This is a genomic window from Streptosporangium sp. NPDC049644, assembly GCF_040675205.1.
GTDB classification, from domain to species: domain Bacteria; phylum Actinomycetota; class Actinomycetes; order Streptosporangiales; family Streptosporangiaceae; genus Streptosporangium; species Streptosporangium fukuiense.
Window position 1 is genome coordinate 16,993 of record NZ_JBFAOJ010000085.1, and the last position, 24,285, is coordinate 41,277.

The 24,285-nt window shown below is 70.7% G+C and carries 19 protein-coding genes and 1 pseudogene; 13 read left to right on the forward strand and 7 right to left on the reverse strand.

The genetic code is table 11. The features are described from left to right. Positions 1–21: 21 nt before the first annotated feature. From AB0J58_RS33915 to AB0J58_RS33925, 3 genes are read right to left on the reverse strand one after another with little or no spacing between them, the layout of a single operon-like run. The gene (locus AB0J58_RS33915; RefSeq protein ID WP_364223624.1) at positions 22–768 is read right to left on the reverse strand and encodes an SDR family oxidoreductase; all 747 of its coding nucleotides are present in this window, start codon (positions 766–768) and stop codon (positions 22–24) included. Further along, the gene (locus AB0J58_RS33920) at positions 761–2,068 is read right to left on the reverse strand and encodes an L-fuconate dehydratase (RefSeq protein ID WP_364223626.1); all 1,308 of its coding nucleotides are present in this window, start codon (positions 2,066–2,068) and stop codon (positions 761–763) included. Before AB0J58_RS33920 ends, AB0J58_RS33915 begins: the two co-directional genes overlap by 8 nt. Continuing rightward, positions 2,065–2,910 carry a fumarylacetoacetate hydrolase family protein gene (locus AB0J58_RS33925; protein WP_364156280.1) on the reverse strand — a complete coding sequence of 282 codons (846 nt, stop codon included), beginning with the start codon at positions 2,908–2,910 and terminating at the stop codon, positions 2,065–2,067. Before AB0J58_RS33925 ends, AB0J58_RS33920 begins: the two co-directional genes overlap by 4 nt. Positions 2,911–3,349: 439 nt before the next feature. Here AB0J58_RS33925 and AB0J58_RS33930 point away from each other — a divergent pair, with 439 nt between their 5' ends. The 4 genes from AB0J58_RS33930 to AB0J58_RS33945 all read left to right on the forward strand — a co-directional run bounded on the left by AB0J58_RS33930 (position 3,350) and on the right by AB0J58_RS33945 (position 9,697). Next, positions 3,350–5,695: a glycoside hydrolase family 95 protein gene (locus AB0J58_RS33930; RefSeq protein ID WP_364223628.1), complete on the forward strand. Its 2,346-nt coding sequence runs from the start codon at positions 3,350–3,352 to the stop codon at positions 5,693–5,695. Between the two features lie 222 nt (positions 5,696–5,917). Continuing rightward, positions 5,918–7,123, forward strand: a complete 1,206-nt coding sequence (locus AB0J58_RS33935) for a cytochrome P450 (protein ID WP_364223630.1) — start codon at positions 5,918–5,920, stop codon at positions 7,121–7,123. A 116-nt stretch (positions 7,124–7,239) separates the two neighbouring features. After that, entirely contained in the window at positions 7,240–7,716 is a 477-nt protein-coding gene (locus AB0J58_RS33940) for a DNA-binding protein (RefSeq protein WP_364223632.1), read from the forward strand. 694 nt (positions 7,717–8,410) lie between these two features. Beyond that, positions 8,411–9,697 carry an MFS transporter gene (locus AB0J58_RS33945; RefSeq protein ID WP_364223634.1) on the forward strand — a complete coding sequence of 429 codons (1,287 nt, stop codon included), beginning with the start codon at positions 8,411–8,413 and terminating at the stop codon, positions 9,695–9,697. A gap of 121 nt (positions 9,698–9,818) precedes the next feature. Here AB0J58_RS33945 and AB0J58_RS33950 read toward each other — a convergent pair whose 3' ends face one another. After that, positions 9,819–11,906 (reverse strand): serine/threonine-protein kinase, encoded by a 2,088-nt coding sequence (locus tag AB0J58_RS33950; protein ID WP_364223636.1) that lies wholly within the window; start codon positions 11,904–11,906, stop codon positions 9,819–9,821. A 110-nt stretch (positions 11,907–12,016) separates the two neighbouring features. After that, positions 12,017–13,045 (reverse strand): GDP-mannose 4,6-dehydratase, encoded by a 1,029-nt coding sequence (locus AB0J58_RS33955; protein ID WP_364223638.1) that lies wholly within the window; start codon positions 13,043–13,045, stop codon positions 12,017–12,019. Between the two features lie 291 nt (positions 13,046–13,336). Between AB0J58_RS33955 and AB0J58_RS33960 the strand changes: the two genes are divergently transcribed. The 6 genes from AB0J58_RS33960 to AB0J58_RS33985 all read left to right on the forward strand — a co-directional run bounded on the left by AB0J58_RS33960 (position 13,337) and on the right by AB0J58_RS33985 (position 20,814). Then, positions 13,337–14,581, forward strand: coding sequence for a glycosyltransferase family 4 protein (locus AB0J58_RS33960; RefSeq protein ID WP_364223640.1), 1,245 nt, complete (start codon positions 13,337–13,339; stop codon positions 14,579–14,581). Between the two features lie 40 nt (positions 14,582–14,621). Beyond that, positions 14,622–15,335, forward strand: coding sequence for a methyltransferase domain-containing protein (locus tag AB0J58_RS33965; RefSeq protein ID WP_343973195.1), 714 nt, complete (start codon positions 14,622–14,624; stop codon positions 15,333–15,335). Then, positions 15,332–16,375, forward strand: a complete 1,044-nt coding sequence (locus tag AB0J58_RS33970; protein ID WP_364223642.1) for a prenyltransferase — start codon at positions 15,332–15,334, stop codon at positions 16,373–16,375. Before AB0J58_RS33965 ends, AB0J58_RS33970 begins: the two co-directional genes overlap by 4 nt. 377 nt (positions 16,376–16,752) lie before the next feature. Continuing rightward, a complete protein-coding gene (locus AB0J58_RS33975) occupies positions 16,753–17,673 on the forward strand; it encodes a DUF1702 family protein (RefSeq protein ID WP_364223644.1) in 921 nt (306 codons plus the stop codon). An 85-nt stretch (positions 17,674–17,758) separates the two neighbouring features. Further along, positions 17,759–19,732, forward strand: coding sequence for a CRTAC1 family protein (locus tag AB0J58_RS33980; protein ID WP_364223646.1), 1,974 nt, complete (start codon positions 17,759–17,761; stop codon positions 19,730–19,732). 113 nt (positions 19,733–19,845) lie between these two features. Then, on the forward strand, positions 19,846–20,814 hold the full coding sequence (locus AB0J58_RS33985) for an enediyne biosynthesis protein UnbU (RefSeq protein WP_364223648.1): 969 nt from the start codon (positions 19,846–19,848) through the stop codon (positions 20,812–20,814). Here AB0J58_RS33985 and AB0J58_RS33990 read toward each other — a convergent pair. Continuing rightward, positions 20,721–21,368: a class I SAM-dependent methyltransferase gene (locus AB0J58_RS33990; RefSeq protein WP_364223650.1), complete on the reverse strand. Its 648-nt coding sequence runs from the start codon at positions 21,366–21,368 to the stop codon at positions 20,721–20,723. The two genes, AB0J58_RS33985 and AB0J58_RS33990, sit on opposite strands and share 94 nt — an antisense overlap. A 77-nt stretch (positions 21,369–21,445) precedes the next feature. Between AB0J58_RS33990 and AB0J58_RS33995 the strand changes: the two genes are divergently transcribed. The 3 genes from AB0J58_RS33995 to AB0J58_RS34005 are packed head-to-tail and all read left to right on the forward strand — an operon-like array spanning position 21,446 to position 23,210. After that, positions 21,446–21,910: a pyridoxamine 5'-phosphate oxidase family protein gene (locus AB0J58_RS33995; RefSeq protein WP_364223652.1), complete on the forward strand. Its 465-nt coding sequence runs from the start codon at positions 21,446–21,448 to the stop codon at positions 21,908–21,910. Between the two features lie 9 nt (positions 21,911–21,919). After that, positions 21,920–22,114, forward strand: a complete 195-nt coding sequence (locus AB0J58_RS34000; protein WP_030913934.1) for a ferredoxin — start codon at positions 21,920–21,922, stop codon at positions 22,112–22,114. Positions 22,115–22,124: 10 nt separating this feature from the next. Beyond that, positions 22,125–23,210 (forward strand): Zn-dependent alcohol dehydrogenase, encoded by a 1,086-nt coding sequence (locus AB0J58_RS34005; protein WP_343973215.1) that lies wholly within the window; start codon positions 22,125–22,127, stop codon positions 23,208–23,210. 106 nt (positions 23,211–23,316) lie between these two features. On the opposite strand, the pseudogene AB0J58_RS34010 reads toward AB0J58_RS34005, so the two are convergent. Beyond that, a pseudogene (locus tag AB0J58_RS34010) lies at positions 23,317–24,195 on the reverse strand (sugar phosphate isomerase/epimerase family protein); the annotation flags it as partial. Positions 24,196–24,285: the final 90 nt, after the last annotated feature.

Genomic DNA, 24,285 nt, shown 5'->3' on the forward strand with positions numbered 1-24,285 from the left:
CGGCCGAGGCCTGGGACCCGGTCAGGATCTGGGCCGGAGCCGGAGCCCCTGCATCCCGCCGTCCACGGCCAGGGCCATGCCGGTGGTGGACCCCGCGAGCGGGCTCGCGAGGTAGGCGATCGCCGCGGCGACCTCCGGGGCGCTCACCAGGCGGCCCGTCGGCTGGCGGTTTTCAAGGGCCGCCCGCTCGGCCGCCGGGTCCTCGGCCACGTCGAGCAGGCGCCGCACCCAGGGAGTGTCGGCGGTGCCCGGGTTGACGCAGTTGACCCGGATTCCCTCGCGGATGTGGTCGGCGGCCATCGCCAGGGTCAGCGACTGGATCGCCCCCTTGGACGCGCTGTACAGCGCCCGCTGGGGCAGCCCGGCCGTGGCCGCGATCGAGCAGGTGTTGACGATCGCGGCGTGTGCCGAGCGACGCAGGTGCGGCAGTGCCGCCCGGGTGACCCGGACGACGCCCAGCACGTTGACGTCCAGGACCCTCGACCACTCCTCGTATGAGTTGTCCTCGACCGTCCCGGCGGCACCGATCCCAGCGTTGTTCACCAGAATATCCAGCCCGCCGAGTTGTTCCGCTGCCCGTGAGACGGCCGCGCGGACCGCCTCCTCGTCGGTGACGTCCGCCCTGACCTCGACGAACGGGCCACCGGAGGCATTGATGTCCAGGCAGGCCACCCGTGCGCCCCGCTCGGCCAGCAGGGTGGCGGTGGCCAGGCCGATGCCGGATCCGCCACCGGTGACCAGGGCACGCAGGCCGTCGAACTCAGCCATTGAGGGACCTCCATACCGGACCGTCGGGGTAGGTGTGGTCGGTGATCGACGCGGCGTGCATCGTCGCGCCGAAACCGGGCAGGCTCGGCGCGACGTAGGCGCCGTTCTCGATCACCACGGGATCGACGAAGTGCTCGTGCAGGTGGTCGACGTACTCGATCACCCGGTTCTCCATCGAGCCGCTGACCGCGACGTAGTCGAACATCGACAGGTGTTGCACCAGCTCGCACAGGCCGACCCCGCCCGCGTGCGGGCAGACCGGGACGCCGAACTTGGCGGCGAGCAGCAGGATCGCGATGTTCTCGTTCACCCCCGCGACGCGGGCCGCGTCGATCTGCAGGTAGGAGATCGCGTCGGCCTGCAGGAGCTGCTTGAAGACCATGCGGTTCTGGACGTGCTCGCCGGTGGCGACCGGGATGGGCGCGATGCCCCTGGCGATGGCGGCGTGGCCGAGCACGTCGTCGGGGCTGGTCGGCTCCTCCACCCAGTGCGGGCGGAACTCCGCGAGGGCGCTCACCCAGGCGATGGCGGAGTCGACGTCCCAGCGCTGGTTGGCGTCGATCGCGATGGGGAAGTCGTCGCCGCAGGTGTCGCGGGCGATGCGCATCCGTCGCCGGTCGTCCTCCAGATCGGCGCCGACCTTCAGCTTGATCTGGGTGAAGCCCTCGTCCATCGCCTCCTTGCACAGGCGGCGCAGCTTGTCGTCGTCGTAGCCGAGCCATCCCGGTGAGGTGGTGTAGGCCGGGTAGCCGTGCTCGCGCAGGTGGGCGACGCGCTCGCGCCTGCCGGGCTCGGCGGCACGCAGGATCTCCAGCGCCTCCCGCGGGGTGAGCGCGTCGGTGAGGTAGCGGAAGTCGACCAGCTCGACGAGTTCCTCGGGCGACATCTCGGCCAGCAGCAGCCAGAGCGGCCTGCCCGCCCGCTTGGCCTTCAGGTCCCAGAGCGCGTTGACCACGGCGGAGATCGCCATGTGCATGACGCCCTTCTCCGGGCCGAGCCAGCGCAGCTGGGAGTCGTGGACCATCTCCTTCCAGAGCGCGCCCATGTCCTCGACGTCCCTGCCGAGCACGTACGGCTCCAGCGCCCTGATCGCGGAGGTCTGCACCTCGTTGCCGCGTCCGATGGTGAAGGCGAAGCCGTGGCCCTCGAACCCGTCGTCGGTCCTCAGCACCAGGTAGGCGGCCGAGTAGTCGGGGTCTGGGTTCATCGCGTCGGAGCCGTCGAGCTCCAGCGAGGTGGGGAAGCGGATGTCATGGGTCTCCATCGAGGTGATGCGGTACGCGCCCGCTCCCTCGCTCATGCCTGTCCCGCCGTCTGCCGCTGGGCGCCGAGGCCGTCGATCTCCAGTTCCATGACCTGTCCCGCCCGCAGGTACGGGGTGCCGGGCAGGCCGAGCGCGACGCCGGCGGGGGTGCCGGTGTTGATGAGGTCACCGGGTTCGAGGACCATGAACCGGCTGAGGTAGCGGACGATCTCCGCCACGGTGAAGACCATGTTCCGGGTGTCGCCGTTCTGGCGCCGTACGCCGTCCACCGACAGGCGCAGGCCCAGGGCCTGCGGGTCGGGGATCTCGTCGGGGGTGACCAGCCAGGGGCCGAGCGGGTTGAAGGTCTCGCAGGACTTGCCCTTGTCCCACTGGCCGCCGCGCTCCAGCTGGAACTCGCGCTCGGAGACGTCGTTGGAGATGGCGTAGCCCGCGATCTTGGACAGCGCCTCCTCGTCCGTCTCGACGTAGCGGGCCGTCTCGCCGATGACGACCGCCAGCTCGACCTCCCAGTCGGTCTTCACGCTGTCCCTGGGGATGAGCACCTCGTCGTTGGGGCCGACGATCGTGTTGGGGGCCTTCATGAAGACGACCGGCTCCGCCGGGATCGCGGCGTTCGTCTCCTCCGCGTGGTCGCGGTAGTTGAGCCCGATGCACACGATCTTGCCCGGCCGGGCGATCGGGGCGCCGATCCGCAGTCCCTCGGCGTTCAGCACGGGCAGTTCGTCCCGCTCCAGCGCCTCCCGGACGCGAGCCACTCCCTGCGAAGCGAGGAAAGCCCCGTCGATCTCCGCCTCCGAGATTTCGCGGAGATTACCGGCCCCGTCCAGGACCGCCGGTCGCTCCTGGCCGACGGGTCCCACTCGCAGCAGCTTCACACCGCACCTCTCGTTGATACATCCGATGTCTTATCTCGCGATGCTGAATGATTTCGAACCTTGATGTCAACCCCTCACAGCCGGATACATCCGATCCGTTATCGAGGAGAAACCTCTCCTAACAGGGCAGATGCCAGATAGCCACTTAAGCACGGCCCCTATTCATCGGACTTCCCCGCGTGGACAGGATTGAAGATCATTCCAGGTGTTTGCCGCCGCGACGAGGGTTCAAGCGATCAACTCACTACAGACATCGGAGGATGATGCTTGTTACGGTGGAGTTTCGGTGCCATCTCCTGGAAACAGTCCCGTCCTGTGATCGGAGGAGTTCGTTGCCTCGCCCCCACGACGACGTCCCACCACGGTTCTCCTCGCCGCCGGCACCCCCACCACCGGGCCGTACGGACCCGGTCCGGCGAACGAGGAGCCGGCAGCGGACATGAGACGAGCGGATACACCCGATGACCTGACGCTCTGGTACGACAGACCGGCCACCGACTGGGAGACCCAGGCGCTGCCGATCGGCAACGGCGCGCTGGGCGCCATGGTGTTCGGCGGCGTCGGCGGCGAGCGGATCCAGTTCAACGAGAAGTCCCTGTGGACCGGCGGCCCCGGTTCCGACGGCTACGACTTCGGCAACTGGACCTCCCCCAGGCCGAACGCGATCGCCGAGGTCAGGGCGGAGATCGACCGCGACGGCAAGGTGTCCCCCGCGGCGGTGGCGGCCAGGCTCGGCCGGCCCAGGAGGGGGTTCGGCGCCTACCAGACCTTCGGCGACCTCTGGCTGGACATGCCCGGCACTCCCGGAGCCGTCACCGGCTACCGCCGGGAGCTGAGCCTGCGCGACGCGATCGCCAGGGTCGGCTACACCTCGGACGGCGTGACCTACTCCCGCGAGTACTTCGCCAGCCACCCCGGCAACGTCATCGTCGGCCGGATCTCCGCCGACGAGAAGGGCAAGGTCTCCTTCACGCTGCGCACCTCCTCCCCCCGCTCCGACAGGCGGGTCTCGGTCTCGAAGGGACGCCTGACGGTCCGGGGCGCGCTCGCCGACAACGGCATGAGGTTCGAGTCGCAGGTCCAGGTGATCACCCGGGGCGGCACCCGCACCGACGGCACCGACCGGATCACCGTCGCGGGCGCCGACAGCGCGGTGTTCGTGCTGTCCGCGGGCACCGACTACGCCGACGTCCATCCCGCCTACCGGGGCGCCGACCCGCACGCCAGGGTCACCTCGGCGGTCGACAGGGCCGCCGGGAAGTCGTACGAAAGGCTCAGGTCCGACCACCTGACCGACCACCGGAAGCTGTTCGACCGGGTCAGGCTCGACCTCGGCCAGCGGGCCCCGGCCGTCCCGACCGACCGGCTCCGCGCGGCGTACACCGGTGGCGCCTCGGCCGACGACCGGGCGCTGGAGGCGATGTTCTTCGCCTACGGCCGCTACCTGCTGATCGCCTCCTCCAGGGAGGGGTCGCTCCCGGCCAATCTGCAGGGCGTGTGGAACGACTCGACCAACCCTCCCTGGTCGGCCGACTACCACGTCAACATCAACCTGCAGATGAACTACTGGCTCGCCGAGCAGACCAACCTCGCCGAGACGACCGAACCGTACGACCGCTACATCCGGTCGATGGTCGCCCCCGGGACGAAGACCGCGCGGGAGATGTTCGGGGCGCGCGGCTGGGTGGTGCACAACGAGACCAACCCGTTCGGCTTCACCGGCGTGCACGACTGGGCCACCGCGTTCTGGTTCCCGGACGCGGCGGCGTGGCTGACCCAGCGGATGTACGACCACTACCGCTTCAGCGGCGACACCGAGTACCTGCGCGAGACCGCGTACCCGGTGATGAAGGGCGCGGCCGAGTTCTGGCTGGACACCCTGCACACCGACCCGCGTGACGGCACTCTCGTGGTCTCCCCCAGCTACTCCCCCGAGCAGGGCGACTTCACGGCGGGCGCCTCGATGTCCCAGCAGATCGTCTTCGACCTGCTGACCAACGTCCTGGAGGCGGCGAAGGAGCTGGAGACCGACGAGGCCTTCCAGGCCGAAGTGACGGCCGCGCTGGCCAGGCTCGACCCGGGCATCCGGATCGGTTCCTGGGGACAGCTCCAGGAGTGGAAGGAGGACCTGGACGACCGGGGCAACACCCACCGGCACGTCTCCCACCTGTTCGCGCTGCACCCCGGACGGCGGATAACGGCCGGAACCCCCGAATCCGAGGCGGCCAGGGTCTCACTCACCGCGCGGGGCGACGGCGGCACCGGCTGGAGCAAGGCGTGGAAGATCAACTTCTGGGCGCGCCTGCTGGACGGCGACCACGCGCACAGGATGCTCGGCGAGCAGCTCAGGGGCTCCACACTGGACAACCTGTGGGACACCCACCCGCCGTTCCAGATCGACGGCAACTTCGGCGCCACCTCCGGCATGGCCGAGATGCTGCTGCAGAGCCGGCACGACACCGTCCACGTGCTGCCCGCACTGCCGTCGGCCTGGCCCACCGGCTCGGTCACCGGCCTGCGTGCCTGGGGCGACGTGACGGTGGACGTCTCGTGGCGGGACGGCGAGGCCGACCGGATCACCCTACGGGCGGGAAGGACCGGACTTCTCCGGGTCCGCGCGGACATGATCGGCGGCGGTTACCATGTCCTGGACGACCGGGGTGGCACACTCGACCCGGGCCGCGACGGCGACGTCCTGGTCATCGACGCCCAGGCGGGCAGGTCCTACACGGTCGTCAAGGAGATCACGAGGGACCGCCCCCTTGACGAGGCACCCCTGAGGTAATAGAACACGTTTCAGAAAGTAATCCAACCAAGCGCTTGATCAAGCGCCTGGCGGTTCAGCGTGCCCCGGTGGGAGGCGGGAACATCGGCAGGCCCCGCGCCCGCCACGTCCACGACGGATGTCCCGCGAGGAACCCGCCTCGCGACCGGAGGGCACATCGCCGGCCGCACCGACAACGAGCCGCGTCACAGGACCGGGGACCCGGTTCGCACAGGAGGACCGATGGACATCGATCTGGTCGACCAGGACTTCTACTGGCGGAACGGCGCGCCGCACGATCAGCTTGCCTGGCTACGGGCGAACGCGCCGGTCTACGCGCACCCGGGTGACGCCGAGCGGGACTGGCCGGGTTTCTGGGCGGTCACCAAACACGCCGACGTGGTGCACGTCTCCCGCCGCTCCGACCTGTTCTCCTCAAGCAGGAAGCTCGCGCTCTTCGACGAGATGCCCGAGGACGAGCGCGCCCTCCAGCGGATGATGATGCTCAACCAGGACCCGCCGGAGCACACCCGGCGGCGCTCCCTGGTCAACCGAGGGTTCACCCCCCGCATGATGGGCGCCCTGGAGCAGCACATCCGTGACATCTGCCACGAGCTGGTGGACGAGGCCAAGGCGCGCGGCTCGGTCGACTTCGTCAGGGACATCTCCGCCCCGTTGCCGCTGTACGTGATCTGCGAGCTGCTCGGCGCCCCCGTCGAGGACCGGGACAAGATCTTCAACTGGTCCAACCGGATGATCGGCATGAACGACCCGGACTACGCGACCGATCCCGCCGAGGGCACGGACGCGGCCATGGAGGTCTACGCCTACGCCAACACCCTGGCCGCCGAGCGGCGGGAACAACCCCGCGAGGACATCGTCACCAAGCTGATCATGCCGGACGCCGCCGGGGAGACCCTCACCGAGGAGGAGTTCGACCTGTTCGTGCTGCTGCTCGTGGTCGCGGGCAACGAGACCACCCGCAACGGGGCCTCGGGCGGCATGCTCGCCTTCTTCGAACACCCCGAGCAGTGGCGGCGTCTGGTCGCCGACCGCACCCTCGCCCGCACCGCGGCCGACGAGATCGTCCGCTGGGTCTCCCCGGTGAACCTCTTCCGCCGTACGGCCACCGTCGACACGACGATCGGCGGCCAGGAGATCAAGGCCGACGACAAGGTCGTGGTCTTCTACAGCTCCGCCAACCGGGACGAGGACGTCTTCGCCGACCCCTACACCTTCGACATCGGCCGCGACCCCAACCCGCACATCGGCTTCGGCGGTGGCGGTGCCCACTTCTGCCTCGGCAACCACCTCGCCAAGCTGGAACTGCGGGTGCTCTTCGAGGTGCTGGCCGAGCGGCTGCCGAATCTGGAGCAGGCCGGCCCCGCCCGCCGGCTCCGCTCCAACTTCATCAACGGCATCAAGGACCTGCCGGTCTCCATCTCCTGAGGCCCGGCCGCGATCGCCGAGGACGTCCGCGGAAGGCGGGCGACGCCCAACCTTTAAACAAATTGTTTAACACATATAGTTGACAATAGATCGTTCAATGATTCATCGTGGTTCGTATGCCCACGAACCACGATGAATCAGCCGACGCCTTCACGGCTCCGGATCCGAGCCGGGCGCGAGCGCACCGCGAGTACGCCTCCCTGTCACGCATCACCGAGCGCCACGCGACCGGCGACGCCCAGCGCCACCGGCAGGTCCATCCCACGGTCCTCGGCGCGCACGAGGCCGTCAGGCTCGTGTCGTTCCTGCTGAGCGGTGCCGCCCATCGCGAGGAGGGCGAACCGGAGGTGGACCGCGCCGACATCACCGCCGCCCTGACCCTGCTGCCCCGGGCCCGCGCGGAGCTGGACGAGCTGGAGGCGGCGCTCCTGCTCATGGCGCGAGGCCGCGACCTCACCTGGCAGGAGATCGCCTTCGGCCTCGGCCTGGGCACCCCCCAGGCCGCCAAGCAGCGCTATGAGCGCCTGGCGGGCCGCGCCGCCAGATCGAGCGAAGAACACGAGTCGCCGGCCGGGCACACCATCCCGAGATAGGACCACCACCGGGCCGTCCAAGCCGCCCGCCGGCGAGCGCGGGGACCTCTCGCGGGCGTGACGGCGCCCCCCGTGACGGCGCCCCCCGTGACGGCGCCCCCCGTGACGGCGCCCCCCGTGACGGCGCCCCCCGTGACGGCGCCCCCCGGAGGTGTTCCCCGCCACCGGCCGGGATATCGGAGGCCGGCGCGGTCGCACACCGTACGGAGAATCCCGGGACCCCGATTCGGTTTCGGCGCCCCGAAGGCGATGAAAGACCGACTCGGCCTCCTCATGGCCGGGAAAATCCCTCCGCTGTTCAACCCCTGCGGCAAAACCCTTTTCGCCCGGCTCCCTACAACCCCGGCGACCGGGGCGCATACTCCCCGCCCACTCTTGGGATCCTCTTGGATCGCCCGCACCCGGCACCCTCCGGCGAGGATTCCAGAGGCGGGAAGGGGTGCAGGCGAGCATCGGGGCACCGGCGCCCCGGGCCGCCGATCGGAAAGCCCCGAACACACCGTCGCCGTTTCCAAGACGTCAGCAAGGAATCGCTTAGGAGGCCCCAAGGGGGACACGCAGGATGGCCGGGAAATCCTACCTGCCGGTACCACCGCTCGAAGGTCCGTGGCTCAAGGGATACGGGTTCCTCCACTCACCCGTATTCCATGCCATCTCGCCCACAGCACCCCCTACTCCGCCTCCTGGAGGACTTTTGTCCACGACAACGGCCGCCGCGGACACGCCCGTACGGTCCGCTCGCAGGGAACTGGCCGCCGCGACCGTCGGCGGCGTCGTCGAACTCTTCGACTGGACGCTCTACGGTGTGCTCGCCCCCTACTTCGCCGCGCAGATATTCCCCGGCGGCGACCCGCTGACCAAGCTGCTCGCCGCCTACCTGGGATTCGCGGTCGGCTTCCTGGCCCGGCCGCTGGGCAGCGCGGTCATGGGCCGGCTCGCCGACACGCATGGCCGCCGGTTCGTCATGACCCTGTCGGTCATGACGATCGCGATCGGCAGCCTTCTCATCGGCATCGCGCCCACCTACGCCACGGCAGGCGCGACCGGAGCGGTGCTCATCGTCATCGTACGGTTCGCGATGGGACTGTCGGTCTCGGGCGAGCTGGCCAGTTCGGCGGCCTTCGTGACCGAGACGGCACCGCGCTCGCGCCGGTTCCTCTATAGTGCCGTCTCCTACGGCGGCGGCATGCTCGGGCAGCTACTGTCCTTCGCGGTGCTCGCCGTCCTGCTCGCCGGCTTCGGCAAGGAGGGGCTCGAGAACGGCGCCTGGCGGTACGGCTTCCTGTTCGGCGCGGTTCTCGGGCTGGCGGCCCTGTGGATCCGCCGGTCGGTGGACGAGCCGGAGGAGTTCGTCAGAACACGTGCCTCCGGCGCGCGTCCCAAGGTGCTTCCGCTGCTCCGCGCCAACCTGCGCAAGCTGCTCGCCGTGTTCTTCATGACCGTCGGCAGCACGATGAGCCTCTACTTCGGCACGCTCTACCTGCCCCAGTTCGCGGCCAAGGCCGGGGTCGTCTCCGCGGCGGCGGCGTCCTCCCTCATCATGGTCGCGATCACCGTCCAGTTCGTCGCCATGGTGGTCTTCGGAAAGCTCTCCGACCGGCTGTCCCCCCTGACGCTCACCCGCGTCGGGCTGGGCTACCTGGTCGTGGCGACCGTGCCGCTGATGTCGCTGCTCCTGTCGGGCGCGCTGCCCTTCCTGCTCGTCGCCTGCCTCTACGTGATCGGCGTCGCCCCGGCGCTGGCCGTGCTCAACGTGGTCGGCGGGCTGCTGTTCCCCGTCCACATCCGGGCGATAGCCATCGGCCTCTCCACCTCCCTGGCCGTCGCCGCCTTCGGCGGGACCTTCCCGCTCGTCGCCGAGGCCATGACCGGTTCCGGCCACCCGGACTGGGTCGGCTGGTACGCCGCCGCGGGCGCCGTCATCTCCCTCGTCGCCTCGCTGTTCATCCGCCGGCAGGACCTGCGGCACGGGGAGAGCTGATCCTTGGCCGGATGACGGTCTTCAGCGGTTTCTCGACCTGGTCGGCCGCGTGACCGGACGGACGGCGATCACCGGAGACGAGTCCAGCCTGTGCCGGGCGCCGAAAGGTCTCCCGCCGGAATCAGGAACCGGGCGCGGGAGAGGGCGGAGTCAGGCTCCATACCCGTATCTCTCCGTCGAAGTCGCCGGAGACGACGACCGGCCGCCCCCGCAGTCGCGTCACCAGCATCGTCGTGATCTCCTGGGTGCGGCCGGTGGACGGCCTGCCGATCTGCTCGCGGGTGGCCAGATCCCACACCCGCACCCCGTCGTAGCCACCGGAGACGACGACCGGGCGGCCCGCCAACTCCGTCACCAGCACCGATTCGACTCCCGAGGTGTGCCCGGTGAACGGCCTGCCGATCTGCTCGTGGGTGGCCAGGTCCCACACCCGTACGGTGTGATCCTCGCCACCCGCGACGCCGGAGACGACGACCGGACGCCCCGCCAGCTCCGCCACCGCCACCGTCACCGACACGTCGTCGTCGGTGTATCCGGTGAACGGCTCGCCGATCTGCTCGCGGGTGCTCAGGTCCCACACCCGCATCTCGTTGTAGCCGCCGCAGACGAGAACCGGCCTCCCCGCCAGCTCCGCCACCGCCATCGACTCGACGGAAGCGGTGTGGGCGGCGAACGGGTCGCCGATCCGCCGGTGGGTGGCCAGATCCCACATGTATATCCTTCCGTTGCCGGTGGCGATGACGACCGGCCGCCCCGCCGGCTCCGCCACCAGCACCGACGTGAGCCCCGTACCGGGGCCGGTGAGCAGCCCGCCGATCTGCTCGCGGGTGGCCAGGTCCCACACCCGCAGCCCGTCGTGGTCGCCGGAGACGACGACCGGGCGCCCCGCCGGCCCCGCCGCCGCGACCGCGTAGCCGGTGAACGGCCCGCCGATCTGCTCGCGGGTGGCCAGGTCCCACACCCGCACGGTGCGCCCCTCGCCGCCGCCGCTGCCGGAGACGACGACCGGACGCCCCGCCAGCTCCGTCACCGCCATCGAATGGACTCCCCCGGTGTGCCCGGTGAACGGTTCGCCGACCGGCATGCCGAAGGGAACGGCCTGCTGAGTCCGACCTGGCGACGGAGCGGGGGGCCCGGAGGAACCCGCGGTGGATGAGGACGGTACCGACAGGGCCGGGGTTCCGGAGGGGGTCGTGGACGGCGACGCGGAGACTTCGGGGGACTCCGGTCGCCACGGCCAGAAGACCACGGCGGCCGGGACGAGAGCGGCGACGATCACCGCCGCGGCCACCAGGCGCCCGAGGGAACGGCGCGGGACACGGGACGCCGGAGGCGGCGGGGCGGGGCCGCGCGGCCGGTGATCCACCGTGCCGGGCTCCACCGTGCCGGGCTCCTCCGCGCCGGGCTCCTCACGGGTGAGGACGGCGAGCAGGCCGGCCACGGTGGGCCGGGCGCCGGGGTCCTTGGCCAGGCAGGCGGCCAGCAGCGGGCGGATACGCTCGGGCACCCCGGCGAGGTCGGGTTCGCGGTTGGAGACGGCGTTCATCACCGCCGCCGGGATGGAGCCGGGGAACGCCGGATGCCGCGTGGCGGCGAACACCATGGTGGCGGCCCAGCTGAACACGTCCGACGCCGTACCGGCCTGGTGACCGTCGAGCTGCTCCGGCGACAGGTAGGCGGGGGTGCCCACCAGCCCCGAACGCGTGGTGGTGGCGGCCAGTACCCGGGCGATTCCGAAGTCGATGACCACCGGCCCCTCCGGGCCCATGATCACGTTGTCGGGTTTGAAATCACGGTGGATGATCCCGGCCCGGTGGATCGCGGCCAGCGCCGTCAGGGTGGCGACCGCGAGCCGGTCCAGGCCGCCGCCGGTCCGCGGCCCGTCGCCGGTGACCAGTTCCTTCAGCGAGGGCCCGGGGATGTACTCACTGACCAGATAGGGCCGATCGCCGACGATCCCCCCGTCCAGCACCTGGGCGGTACAGAACGCCGCGACCCGGCGGGTGATCTCCGCCTCGCGCATGAACCGCTCGCGCACCTTGGGGTCGGCCGCCATCCGGACGTGCAACACCTTGATCGCGACCTTGCGGTCCGCAGGGTCGTGGCCGAGGTAGACCACGCCCTGACCTCCGTCGCCCAGCACCCCGCTCAGCCGGTAGCCGCCGATCCGCTCGGGGTCGCCCACGGTCAGCGGGCCCGCCTCGGACATCGCTCACCTCGTCTCCACGCCCCCGTCGGCGGACGGCCGGAGCCACCGCCGATCCAAGGAACGACGATAGGCGGCCCCCTGCCGCGGCAGAAGCCCTACGGCTCCGGAGATCAGGGCCAGGAGGAGTCCTGGTCGGGGTCGCCACCGTCGGAGAGCAGCTTGACGTCCGATTCGACCATCATCGCCACCAGTTCCTCGAAGGTGACCGAGGGTTCCCAGCCGAGCTGGACGCGGGCCTTCTTCGGGTCCGCGCAGAGCAGGTCGACCTCGGCGGGGCGGTGCAGGGTCTGGTCGGTGACGACGTACCGCTCCCAGTCGAGCCCGGCGGCGGCGAAGGCGGCCTCGGTCAGGTCGCGGACGGTGTGGGTGCGGCCGGTGCCGATCACGTAGTCCTCGGGCGTGTCCGTCTGGAGCATCAGGTGCATCGCGCGGACGTAGTCCCCGGCGAACCCCCAGTCGCGACGCGCCTCCATGTTGCCCAGGCGCAGCTCCGAGGCGAGGCCGAGCTTGATCCTGGCCACGCCGAGGCTCACCTTCCTGGTGACGAACTCGGCGCCCCTGCGCGGGGACTCGTGGTTGAACAGGATCCCCGACACCGCGTACATGCCGTACGACTCGCGGTAGTTCTGCGTCAGGAAGTGCCCGTACGCCTTCGCCACGCCGTACGGCGAGCGGGGGTGGAAGGGGGTGATCTCGGTCTGCGGGGTCTCGCGAACCTGGCCGAACATCTCCGAGGACGACGCCTGGTAGAACCGGATCTGCCCGGATCCGGCGGCCGTACGCGAGGAGGAGATCCCGGAGCAGACCCGGATGGCCTCCAGCATGCGCAGCACGCCCATGCCGGTCACCTCGGCGGTGAGCTCGGCCTGCTCCCACGACATGGGGACGAACGAGATGGCGCCCAGGTTGTAGACCTCGTCGGGCTGGACCTTCTCGACCACGGAGATCAGCGATCCCTGGTCGAGCAGGTCACCCCGGACGAGCTGGACGTCCTGCAGAAGCTTGCGGAGCCGTGAGACGCGCGGGTTGGCCTGCCCCCGGGCCAGGCCGAAGACCTCGTAGCCCTGACTGAGCAGGCACTCGGCCAGATAGGAACCGTCCTGCCCGGTGATACCTGTGATCAGCGCGCGCCTGGCCAACGCGTCCTCCTCGCTTGCGGGGGCGGGACCTATGCCTGGTCTTATGCCGTTTGATTGGCGAATGTACCGTCCCACCCTCGTGTGGGCACTATCTCCCCCACAGCGCACCTAGAACGCGTTCCACCGAATCCTGTTCGGTCAGGTTAACCTCCCAGCTCGCGCCCGGTGAAGCAGACCCTAGGAACAATTCCACATCAGGTACAACAGAGCTACCGAATGGTAGTGTCCGAGGACTAAGGTCATCTTTCACGGTACCTGTCCCCTTTCGGGCAGGGTGAGAAAGGGGTTGCCGTGCCGGGTGCTGAATCACTGCGGGTGGCACTGCTGTCGTATCGCAGCAAGCCGACCTGCGGTGGGCAGGGCGTCTACCTGCGTCACCTCAGCCGCGAGCTGGTCGCCCTCGGGCACAGCGTGGAGGTCTTCTCCGGCCAGCCCTACCCGGAGCTCGACGAGGGCGTCATCCTCACCAAGGTCCCCAGCCTGGACCTGTACCGCGACGAGGACCCCTTCCGTACTCCCGGGCTCCGCGAGTACCGCGACTGGATCGACCTGCTCGAGGTCGGCACCATGTGGACCGCCGGGTTTCCCGAGCCGCTGACCTTCACCCTGCGGGCGCACCGCGAGCTGAAGAAGCGCGTCGGCGACTTCGACGTGGTGCAGGACAACCAGACCCTCGGCTACGGACTGCTCGGCATCCAGAAGCTGTTCCCCGTGGTCGGGACCATCCACCACCCGATCAGCGTGGACCGGCGCATCGAGCTGAAGGCGGCTCCGCTGCGCAAGAAGCTCTCCATGCGACGCTGGTACGGCTTCGTGCGCATGCAGGCCAAGGTCGCGCCGCGGCTCAGCCCGATCCTGACCGTCAGCGAGTCCTCCCTCGCCGACATCCACCGCGACTTCAACGTGCCCCAGAAGAACATGCGGCTCATCCCGCTGGGCGTCGACACCCGCTACTTCCACCCACGCCCGGAGCTTCCCAAGCGGCCCGGTTCCATCGTCGCGGTGGCCAGCGCCGACTCCCCGATGAAGGGGGTCGCGACGCTGCTGCGGGCCGTGGCGAAGCTCGCCACCGAGCGCGACGTCCACCTGACGGTGGTCAGCAAGCCCACCCCCGGCGGCCCGACCGAGAAGCTCGTCGGCGAGCTGGCGCTGCGGGACCGGGTCAGGTTCGTGCACGGCATCTCCGACACCGAGCTGGGCGAGCTGATCGCCACCTCGGAGATCTCGGTCGTCCCCTCCCTGTACGAGGGCTTCTCGCTGCCCGCCGTCGAGCACATGGCCTGCGGCACCCCGCTGGTCGCCAGCCGCACCGGGGCGCTGCCCGAGGTCGTCGGCGACGCCGCCGTGCAGGTGGCCCCCGGCGACCCCGAGGAGCTGGCCGCGGTGCTGCGCCGCCTGCACGACTCTCCCGAGGAGCGGGCCGCGGTGGGCAAGAAGGGCTACGACCGGGTCATGGAGCGCTTCACCTGGAACGTCGTCGCCAGGCGGACCGTGGAGGCCTACCACGAGGCCATCCAGGCCCACCGCGCGAAGTGAGCGACACCCTGAAACGATCACCTCTCACAAGGAGCGGCCAGTGCTGACTGTCGACTTCGACCGGTTGCCCGTGGGTCCGGGAACCCGGGTGCTGGACCTGGGGTGTGGCGGCGGACGCCACGCGTTCGAGGTACTGCGGCGCGGTGCCGACGTGGTGGCCTTCGACATGGACGCGGGGGAGCTGGAAGGCGTGGCGAACATGTTCGCCGCGATGGACAAGGCCGGTGAGGTGCCCCCCGGGGCGACGGCGGACACCGTGACGGGCGACGCGCTCGACATGCCGTTCGAGGACGGCGCCTTCGACCGGGTGATCGCGGCCGAGGTGCTGGAGCACATCCCCGACGACATGGCCGCGATGCGGGAGATCTTCCGGGTCCTCAAGCCGGGTGGCCAGGCGGCCATCACGGTGCCGAGCTTCCTGCCGGAACGGATCTGCTGGGCGCTCGACGAGGCGTACCACACCGCTCCCGGCGGGCACGTCCGCATCTACACGCTGGCCGAGCTGAGCGCGAAGCTCAAGTCGACGGGCTTCACCATCGGCCCGCACCACCACGCCCACGGCCTGCACGCGCCGTACTGGTGGATCAAGTGCGCGGTCGGCGTCGACAACGACGACCACCCGCTGGCCAAGGCCTACCACGAGCTGCTGGTCTGGGACATCATGAAGCGCCCCGCCGCCACCAGGATCGCCGAGGCCGTGCTCAACCCGCTCATCGGCAAGAGCGTGGTGCTCTACGTCCGGAAGCCCGCATGATCTCCTGGGAACAGGTCGTGCAGACCGCCCAGAGCATCGCGGCGGTGCAGGAGCCCGACGGCGGCATTCCCTGGCCCGAGGGGCACGTGGACGCCTGGAACCATGTCGAGTGCCTGATGGCGATGAGCGTGGCGGGGCTGACCGGCCCGGCCCGCCGGGGATACGACTGGCTGGTCCGCACCCAGCGCTCCGACGGTTCCTGGCCGATGAAGCTGGTCGGGGGTGAGGCCGTCGAGCAGGGCGGGGAGTCCAACCACGCCGCCTACGTCGCGGTCGGCGTCTGGCACGAGCTGCTGGTGACCTCCGACGAGGAGTTCACCCGGCGGATGTGGCCCTCTGTCCGGGCCGCGCTGGACTTCGTGGTCGGCCTGCAGACCACCCGGGGTGAGATCGTCTGGGAGCGCGCGGCCGACGGCAGGCCCGCCGAGTACGCGCTGCTGACCGGCTGCGCCTCCATCCACCAGGGCCTGCGCTGCGGCGTGCTGCTCGGCGAGCACCTGGGCGACCCGCAGCCCGACTGGGAGCTGGCCGCCGACCAACTCGGCCACGTGCTGGTCGCCCACCCCGAGGCGTTCGCCGACAAGAGCCGCTTCTCGATGGACTGGTACTACCCGATCCTGGGCGGCGCGGTGCGCGGCCCGGCCGCGCGGGCCCGGCTGGCCGAGGAGTGGGACACGTTCGTGGAGCCGGACCTCGGCATCCGCTGCGTCTCCGACCAGCCGTGGGTGACCGGTGCCGAGACGTGCGAGCTGGTGCTCACCCTCGACGCGCTGGGCGACCGGAACCGGGCGCGGAAGCTCTTCTCGGACATGCAGCACCTGCGGCACGAGGACGGCTCGTACTGGACCGGCTGGCAGTTCGTGAACGAGAAGTGGTTCCCCTACGAGCGCTCCGCCTACACCGCGGCCGCGGTCGTACTCGCCGCCGACGCGCTGGCCGGGCACACCCCCGCCGCGGGCATCTTCCGCGACGCGGGCAGGTACCTGACCGACCGCCCCACCGCCGCCTGCGGCTGCAGCCACGCCCGCTCCCGGAGCTGAACCCCGGCTCTCGGCCGTGCCGTCGGCGTTTTCTTTGCACGGAATCAGAAACGTGGTGCTTGAAGGGCTGAATGCGGCTCACTACGTTCGGGTCCGTGAGTAATGCGGAGGGCACTCGGACGGTAGCTCAGAGCGATGACACCGAGACGGCCGGCGCGGAGGCCGTCCCGGAGGGCACCCCTGACCCGGCACCCCCGCGGCGACCCGAGCCCACGGGTTCGGCCGGCCCTCCGGACCCCGCCGAGCATCCGGGCCCGCAGGAATCCCCTACCCCCTCTCCCCGGCCGGACTTCTCCGAGCCCGGCCCTCCGGGGCCCGACCTTTCCGAGCCGAGGGCGCCGGCTCCGGGGACGTCGGCGCCGCCCAGGCCGAACGGCGTGGCCCGGCTGCTGTGGCAGAACCCCGCCCGGGTGGGGTTCGGGGTACGGCGGTTCCGGCTGGGGCCGGCGCGCGAGCGGCTGGAGGGCGCGGAGCGGTCTTTCACGACCGGGTTCAACGCGGTGGTCGCCGGGGAGGCCGAGCGGATCGACGACCTCCGCGAGGACCTGCGCGGTTTCGGGTACGAGGGCGCGGGCATGGCCTGTGCCACCCTCGACGTGCTCACCCTCACCGGCGGGCGCCGCCTGCGGGAGCTGCTGAGCGGGCCGGGGATGCGCTACCCGCACCTCATCCACATGGGCACCGGCCGGGCGTACGCCCGGATGCGGCTACGGCCGATGTGGGGCGTCCGCTCAGTGCACCCGCTGCTGCGCTGGCTGGCCCACGACGGCTTCGGCTTCCACCAGGGTTTCTTCTCCGCGGACCGCACGGTGGGACGACAGCGGACGGCCGGGCTCATGGACCGGACCCGGAGAGCGATCTTCGATCAGGGACTGGGGCGGATGCTCTGGTTCCACGAGTGCGCGGGGGCGGCTGACGTCGTGCTGCGCATCGCCGAGTTTCCCGCGGGGCGTCGCGCCGACCTGTGGAGCGGCGTGGGCCTGGCCGCCACGTACACCGGGGGTGCGAGCGCCGCGGACCTGGGGCGGCTGGCCTCCGCCGCGGCCGAGGACGGTTTCCGCGCCCACCTCGCCCAGGGGTGCGCCTTCGCCTGCGCCTCCCGGCTGATCTCGGCTGTGGTCCCCGAACACACCGTCGCCGCCGCCCCCGTGCTGTGCGGGGCCGAAGTGGACGAGGCGGCGGCGTGGACCGACACCGCGCTCGTCGCGCTGGGCCACAACGCGCACAGCGGCGACCACTACCAGGCCTGGCGGGCGGGAATCCGGAAGGCCTGGGCACGGCGCGACCGCGATTCTTGACCGCGGCTCGAAGAGGGGACGCGGACGATGCCGGACCGGTCGCGGCCGGGATCGTCACCTGCGGCTCGAAGGGGCGGTGAGAGCGATGTCAGGGGTTCGCAGGTACGCGGCGGGAGCCCTCGCCCTGATCGCCGCCGCCGCCGGGTGGCGGCTGACCGGCCTGCCGGACACCTCGGTCGCGGAGACGTCGGCCGACTTCTCCTTCCACGCGAGGCCGCTCGGGCCGCCCCCGGGACCTGGTGACCGTACCCTGCGGCCGGTCGCGGCGGGATACGCCGGTCTCCAGGGCTGGGTGTCGTCGCTGGGCGCCGGGGTGGCGCTGTTCGACGTGGACAACGAGGTCGTCGCCGACGACCTGTGCCTGGTCGATCCCCGCCATGACACGGTGACCGTCAGGCGGGCACCGGGGACGCCCCGGGGTTACCGGCCGTTCACGCTGGTCCCCCCGGATCGCAGGCGGTACGAGGCGCCGACCGGGTGCCTGCCCGCCGACCTCGACCAGGACGGCTGGCAGGACCTGGTCGTCTACTACTGGGGCCGCTCCCCCTCGCTCTTCCTGCGCGTGCCCGGGGTACCCCCTTCCGGAACCGCCTTCCGCCACCGCGCGCTGACCACCGAGCCGGAGATCTGGAACACCAGCGCCGCCACGACCGGTGACTTCGACGGGGACGGCCGCCTCGACCTGGTCTTCGGCGACTACTTCCCCGACGGCGTCCGGGTGCTCGGCGACGGTGCCTCCAAAGACGGTGCCCCCAAAGACGGTGACCCCGGCAACGCGGTGATGCCCGACTCGCTGTCCGCCGCCGCCAACGGCGGCGGCGCCCGGCTCTACCTGGCGAGCGGACCGGCACGGTTCACCGAGGCCGAGGGGGTGTTCGACAAGGTCGGGAACGGAGGCTGGACCCTGGCGCTGGGCACCCAGGACCTGGACGGCGACGGACGGCCCGAGCTGTACCTGGCCTGCGACTTCGGCCCCGACCGGCTGCTGGTCAACGAGTCGGTGCCCGGCCGGATCCGGTTCACCGAGGCCAGGGGCACCAGGCACCTGACGACTCCCGCCTCCAGGGTCGTCGGCCGCGACTCGTTCAAGGGGATGGGCGTCGGCTTCACCGACCTCAACGCCGACGGCAGGCCGGACATCCTGGTGAGCAACCTCACCGGGGACCACGCGCTGCACCAGGGCAACTTCGCCTTCGTGTCCCGGCCCGGCGACCTGCACGGCGGTCACGCGCCCTACGACGACCTCGGTGAGGAACTGGGGCTGAGCCGCAGTGGCTGGTCCTGGGACGTCAAGGCCGCCGACTTCGACAACGACGGCGACGACGAGATCATGCACGCGACCGGGTTCGTCAGGGGTGAGGTCGACCGGTGGGCGCAACTGCAGGAGGCCGCGTCGGCGAACGACCTGTTCCTCTCCCGCCCCGCGCTCTGGCCGAGCATCCGGGCCGGAGACGACCTGTCGGGCCGCGACACCAACACCTTCTTCACCAGGGGTCAGGACGGCCGCTACGCGGACGTGGCCCGGCGGGCCGGGGTCAACGGCGACAGCGACAGCACGGTCAGCCGGGCCTTCGCGGTGGGCGACGTCGACGACGACGGGCGACTGGACTTCGCGGTCGCCAACCAGTGGTCGGAGTCGGTGCTCTACAGCAACCACGGCCCGACGGCACCGTTCGTGGGCCTGCGGCTCCGTCTGCCGGCGGGCCCCTGCCGCCCATCCGCCGCGCCACGCTCCGGACCGGAGCGGTCCCGAGCGGCACGCCTGGAGTGGACACGCCCCGGGCCGACCCGGCCCGCCATCGGGGCCGTCGCCACGGTGCGCCTGCCCGGCGGGGGCATGCGCAGCAGGCAGCTCTACCCCGCCAACGGGCACAACGGCTTCTCCGCGCCCGAGCTGCTGTTCGGCCTGGGCGACCACCTGCCGGACTCCCCCGTCCCCGTCGAGGTCTCCTGGAGGGACGCCTGCGGCGGCGCCCGTACCGCGTCGGTGTCCGTGGAGCCCGGCTGGCACCGGATCCTGCTGGCCGACGGCCGGGCCTCGGAGGTCCGCCGTCCGTGAGCGCCGCCCCACCCCCCGAGACAGCGAAACCCCGGACGGCGAAACCCGGGGTCTCCGGTCCGAGCCGAGGCAGGGCGCTCCGCCGGTCGGCGTGGTCCCTCACCCTGCTCACCGTGCTCGGGCACACCGTGCTCGGCTTCGAACAGTCCTGTGTGGCGCCGGTGGTCGGCGCGCTCACCGGCGTGGCCACCGAGTTCGCGCTGGAGACCGTGGAGGCGTGGGCGTGGCGGCGCCCGGCCCGCTATCTCGGGGTGCCCCGCGACCGGATCGCCGACTTCTTCCTGCCCTCCTACATCCGCGGCCTGCTCTGCACGATGCTGCTGTACGGCAACGGGCGTCTGATGCCGATCGTGCTCGCCGTCCTGATCGGCGTCGGCAGCACGTACCTCTTCCGCGTGCGGGCGCCGGAGCCGGCGCGCACGGCCGATGGGGCGGGAACGACGAGACCGGCGAGGCGCACCGGCGGGGACGCGCCCGGCGTCGCGTTCCTGAATCCGGTGGCCTTCGGGGTCGTCGCCGTGCTGCTGCTGTTCCCGTGGGTCGGCCTCGCCCCCGCCTACCAGTTCACCGCGTGGGTCTCGGGTCCTCTCGACCTGATCGTGCCGCTGGCCGTACTGGCAGGGGGCGTGCTGGCGAACGCCGGACCCGCCGGCAGGCTGCCGCTGGTCCTGGGCTGGGCGGGCGGGTTCGCCCTGCAGGCGTGTCTGCGGGGCGGCCTGGGCGACGTGTCGGCGGTCGGCGCCCTGCTGCCGATGACCGGGACCGTCTTCGCCCTCTACACCGGCTACGTGATCACCGATCCGGGCACGTCCCCGGTCAGGGCACGCGACCAGGTCGGGTTCGGCCTGGCCACGGCGGCGGTCTACGGGCTGCTGGTCCAGTTCCACGTCGTCTTCGGGCTGTTCCTCGCCCCTGTGATCGTCTGCGCGGGCCGGGAGCTGAAACGGCTCCGCCGCCCGCCCGGCACCGGGCGCCCCGCACGGGAAGGTCAGCCGATGCCGGGGCCGATCCGTTCGAGCACCCGCAGCGAACCCTCCTGCCCGACCTCCCTGAACGCACCGGAGGCGAGCGCCCGCTGGTAGACGCGGTAGGGCGCCTGCCCGCCCGTGGCCGGGTCCGGGTAGACATCGTGGAAGACCAGGGCGCCGCCCTGCATGACGTGCGGCCCCCACCCCTCGTAGTCCTTGGTCACCGGGAGCTCGGAGTGGCCGCCGTCGATGAAGAGCATCGCCAGCGGGGTGTTCCACAGCCCGGCGACGCGCTCGGACCTGCCGACGATCGCGATGACCTCCTCCTCGAGACCCGCGGAGGCGATGGTGGTGCGAAAGGTGGGCAGCGAGTCCATCTTGCCGAAGCGGGGGTCCATCAGGGTGGGGTCGTGGTGAGCCCACCCGGGCTGGATCTCCTCGGAGCCCCGGTGGTGGTCCACCGTGAGGACCACGGACCCGGCCTGCCGGGCCCCCGCGCCGAGGTAGACCGCCGACTTCCCGCAGTAGCTGCCGATCTCGCAGATCGGGCCGCGCGGACCGTACTCGACGGCGGTCTCGAACAGCGCGATTCCCTCCTCGTGCGGCATGAAGCCCTTGGCGTGCTGGGCGGCGTACAGCAGGTCGGCGGGCATGGTGGCGTTGCTCATCCCAGCAGACTACCCATACCGAACAACATTCCGATTGGCCCTTGCCCGACCTTGTGGAACGTGTTCTACTTTGCACCGTGAACCAGCGCGCCCGCATCGTGATGTCCGACGACGAGGTGACGGCTTTCGTCGGTGAGTCGCGGAAGCTGCAGCTCGGCACCATCAATCCGGACGGCACCCCGCATATGGTGACCATGTTCTACGGGTTGACCGAGGGCAGGATCTCATTCTGGACCTACGGCAAGGCCCAGAAGACACTCAACATCCAGCGCGACGCCAGGGTGAGCTGCCTGATCGAGGCCGGGGAGGAATACTCCGACCTGCGCGGCGTACTGGTGTACGGGGTGGCTCGGAGGATCGACGACCCCGAGGGCATCCTCGGCGTCGGCATGAACGTGGCCAGACGGATGGCCGGGATGCCCGACGCGGAGGAGTCGCTCACCGAATACGTGGCCTACACCGGCCGCAAAAGGGTCGCCTTTGTGGTCGAGCCCACTCGTGTGATCTCTTGGGATCACCGTAAGCTCGCCATTCCCGGCTAGGAGGCCCGCGTGAAAATCAAAGTCGACTATCTGGTCTGCGAGGCCAATGCGATCTGCATGGGACTCGCCCCGGAGGTCTTCGAACTCGACGACGACGACCAGCTGCACCTGCTGCTGCCTGAGCCGCCGCCGGAGATGATGGACCGCGTCCGGCACGCCGTACGGTCCTGTCCCAAAGCCGCACTCTCCGTTGAGGAGAACTAGGAGGTCCCCCATGCGTGGTGCGCTTCTGCATGCCGTCGGCGACGACAAGCTCGACATCCGCGATGACTTCACCCTCGCCCCGATGGGCCCGACGGACGTCCGCGTCAAGGTCAGGGCCACCGGCGTCTGCCACTCCGACCTGTCGGTGATCAGCGGCGTGCTGCCCATGCCACTGCCGGTCATCCCCGGCCACGAGGGCGCCGGAGAGGTCGTCGAGGTCGGCGACCACGTGACCACGGTGCAGCCAGGCGACCACGTCATCATCAACTGGACCCCGGCCTGCGGCACCTGCGCGAACTGCCTGGTGCACCAGCCGTTCCTGTGCATGACCTACGTGATGGACAGCTTCGTCAACGCCCGCTTCCGCTACGGCGGCGACACCCCGGCGTTCGGCATGGCCGGGTGCGGCACCTGGTCCGAGGAGATCGTCGTACCCTGGCAGGGCGCGATCAAGGTCGACCCCGAGGTGCCCTTCGAGGCGGCGGCCCTGATCGGCTGCGGGATCACCACCGGCGTCGGCGCGGCGCTCAACACGGCCAAGGTGAAGGCCGGCTCGACGGTCGCCGTGGTCGGCGCCGGCGGCATCGGCCTCTCGGTGATCCAGGGTGCCCGCATCTCCGGCGCCACCACGATCCTGGCGATCGACCCGCTGGAGTCCAAGCACGCCCTCGCCAAGAAGGTCGGCGCGACCCACGCCATCACCCCCGACCAGCTGATGGACGCGCTCGGCACGCTCACCGGCGGTGCCGGGTTCGACTACGGCTTCGAGGCCGTCGGCAAGTCCGCCGCCATCATGACGGCCTGGCAGGCGACCCGCCGGGGTGGCGACATGATCGTGGTGGGCGCGGGCGCGATGGACGACAACGTCCCACTGAGCGCCTTCAGCCTGCTGTTCGAAGGCAAGAACATCCTCAGCTCGCTGTACGGCGGCTCGGACGTCCGGCGCGACTTCCCGTTCTTCGCGGGGCTCTACAAGGCCGGCAAGCTCGACCTGGAGAGCATGATCAGCTCCCGCATCAAGCTGGCCGACCTCAACGACGCCGTGGCGGCGCTCAGGGGCGGCGAGGTGCTGCGCCAGATCGTCGTCATGGACTGAGAGCACCGCCCCGCGCCGAACCCGCGCACCGGGCCACCGGGCCGCCCACCTGAGCAGGGCGGACCGGTGACCCGGCCGGGTCACCGGCACATCGGCCCCGCGTGTCTCAGTCGGAGGAGAAGGCCGCGTCGAAGGCGGCCGAGGGCGGGGTGATGGCGTTGAACCCGCGGATCACGGCCAGCGCGTCGGGGGCGCCGTCCAGGCGGTCCATGCCCGCGTCCTCCCACTCGACGGAGATCGGCCCGGTGTAACCGATCGCGTTCAGCGCGCGGAAACAGTCCTCCCACGGCACGTCGCCCCGGCCGGTGGAGACGAAGTCCCAGCCCCGGCGCAGATCGCCCCAGGGCAGGTGCGAGGCCAACCGGCCGCGGCGGCCGTCGCCGGTGCGGACCTTGGCGTCCTTGCAGTCGACGTGGTAGATCCGGTCGGCGAAGTCCAGGATGAAGCCGACCGGGTCGATCTCCTGCCACACCATGTGCGAGGGGTCCCAGTTCAGCCCGAACGCGGGCCGGTGCCCGACGGCCTCCAGGGTCCGCACCGTGCTGTGGTAGTCATAGGCGATCTCGCTCGGATGCACCTCGTGGGCGAAACGCACCCCGACCTCGTCGAAGACGTCCAGGATCGGGTTCCACCTGGCGGCGAAATCGGCGTAGCCGGCCTCGATCATCGCGGGCGGCACCGGCGGGAACATCGCCACGGTGTGCCAGATGGACGATCCGGTGAAGCCGACCACGGTGTCCACACCGAGCCTGGCCGCCGCCCGAGCCGTGTCCTTCATCTCCTCGGCCGCGCGTCGGCGCACCCCCTCGGGCTCACCGTCGCCCCAGATCCGCGCGGGCAGGATGCCCTTGTGCCGCTCATCGATGGGACTGTCGCACACGGCCTGGCCGAGCAGGTGGTTGGAGATGGTCCACACCTTGAGGTTATGCCTGGCCAGCACCTCCAGTTTGCGCTCGACGTAGGAGTCGTCGGACAGGGCCCGTGTTCGTGCCCGTCTACATGCCTGGCGTCGGCATGACCCGCGGCCTGTACCAGGGCGCTCCAGGGTCGGCGAAGTCGAACCATCTGCGGATGA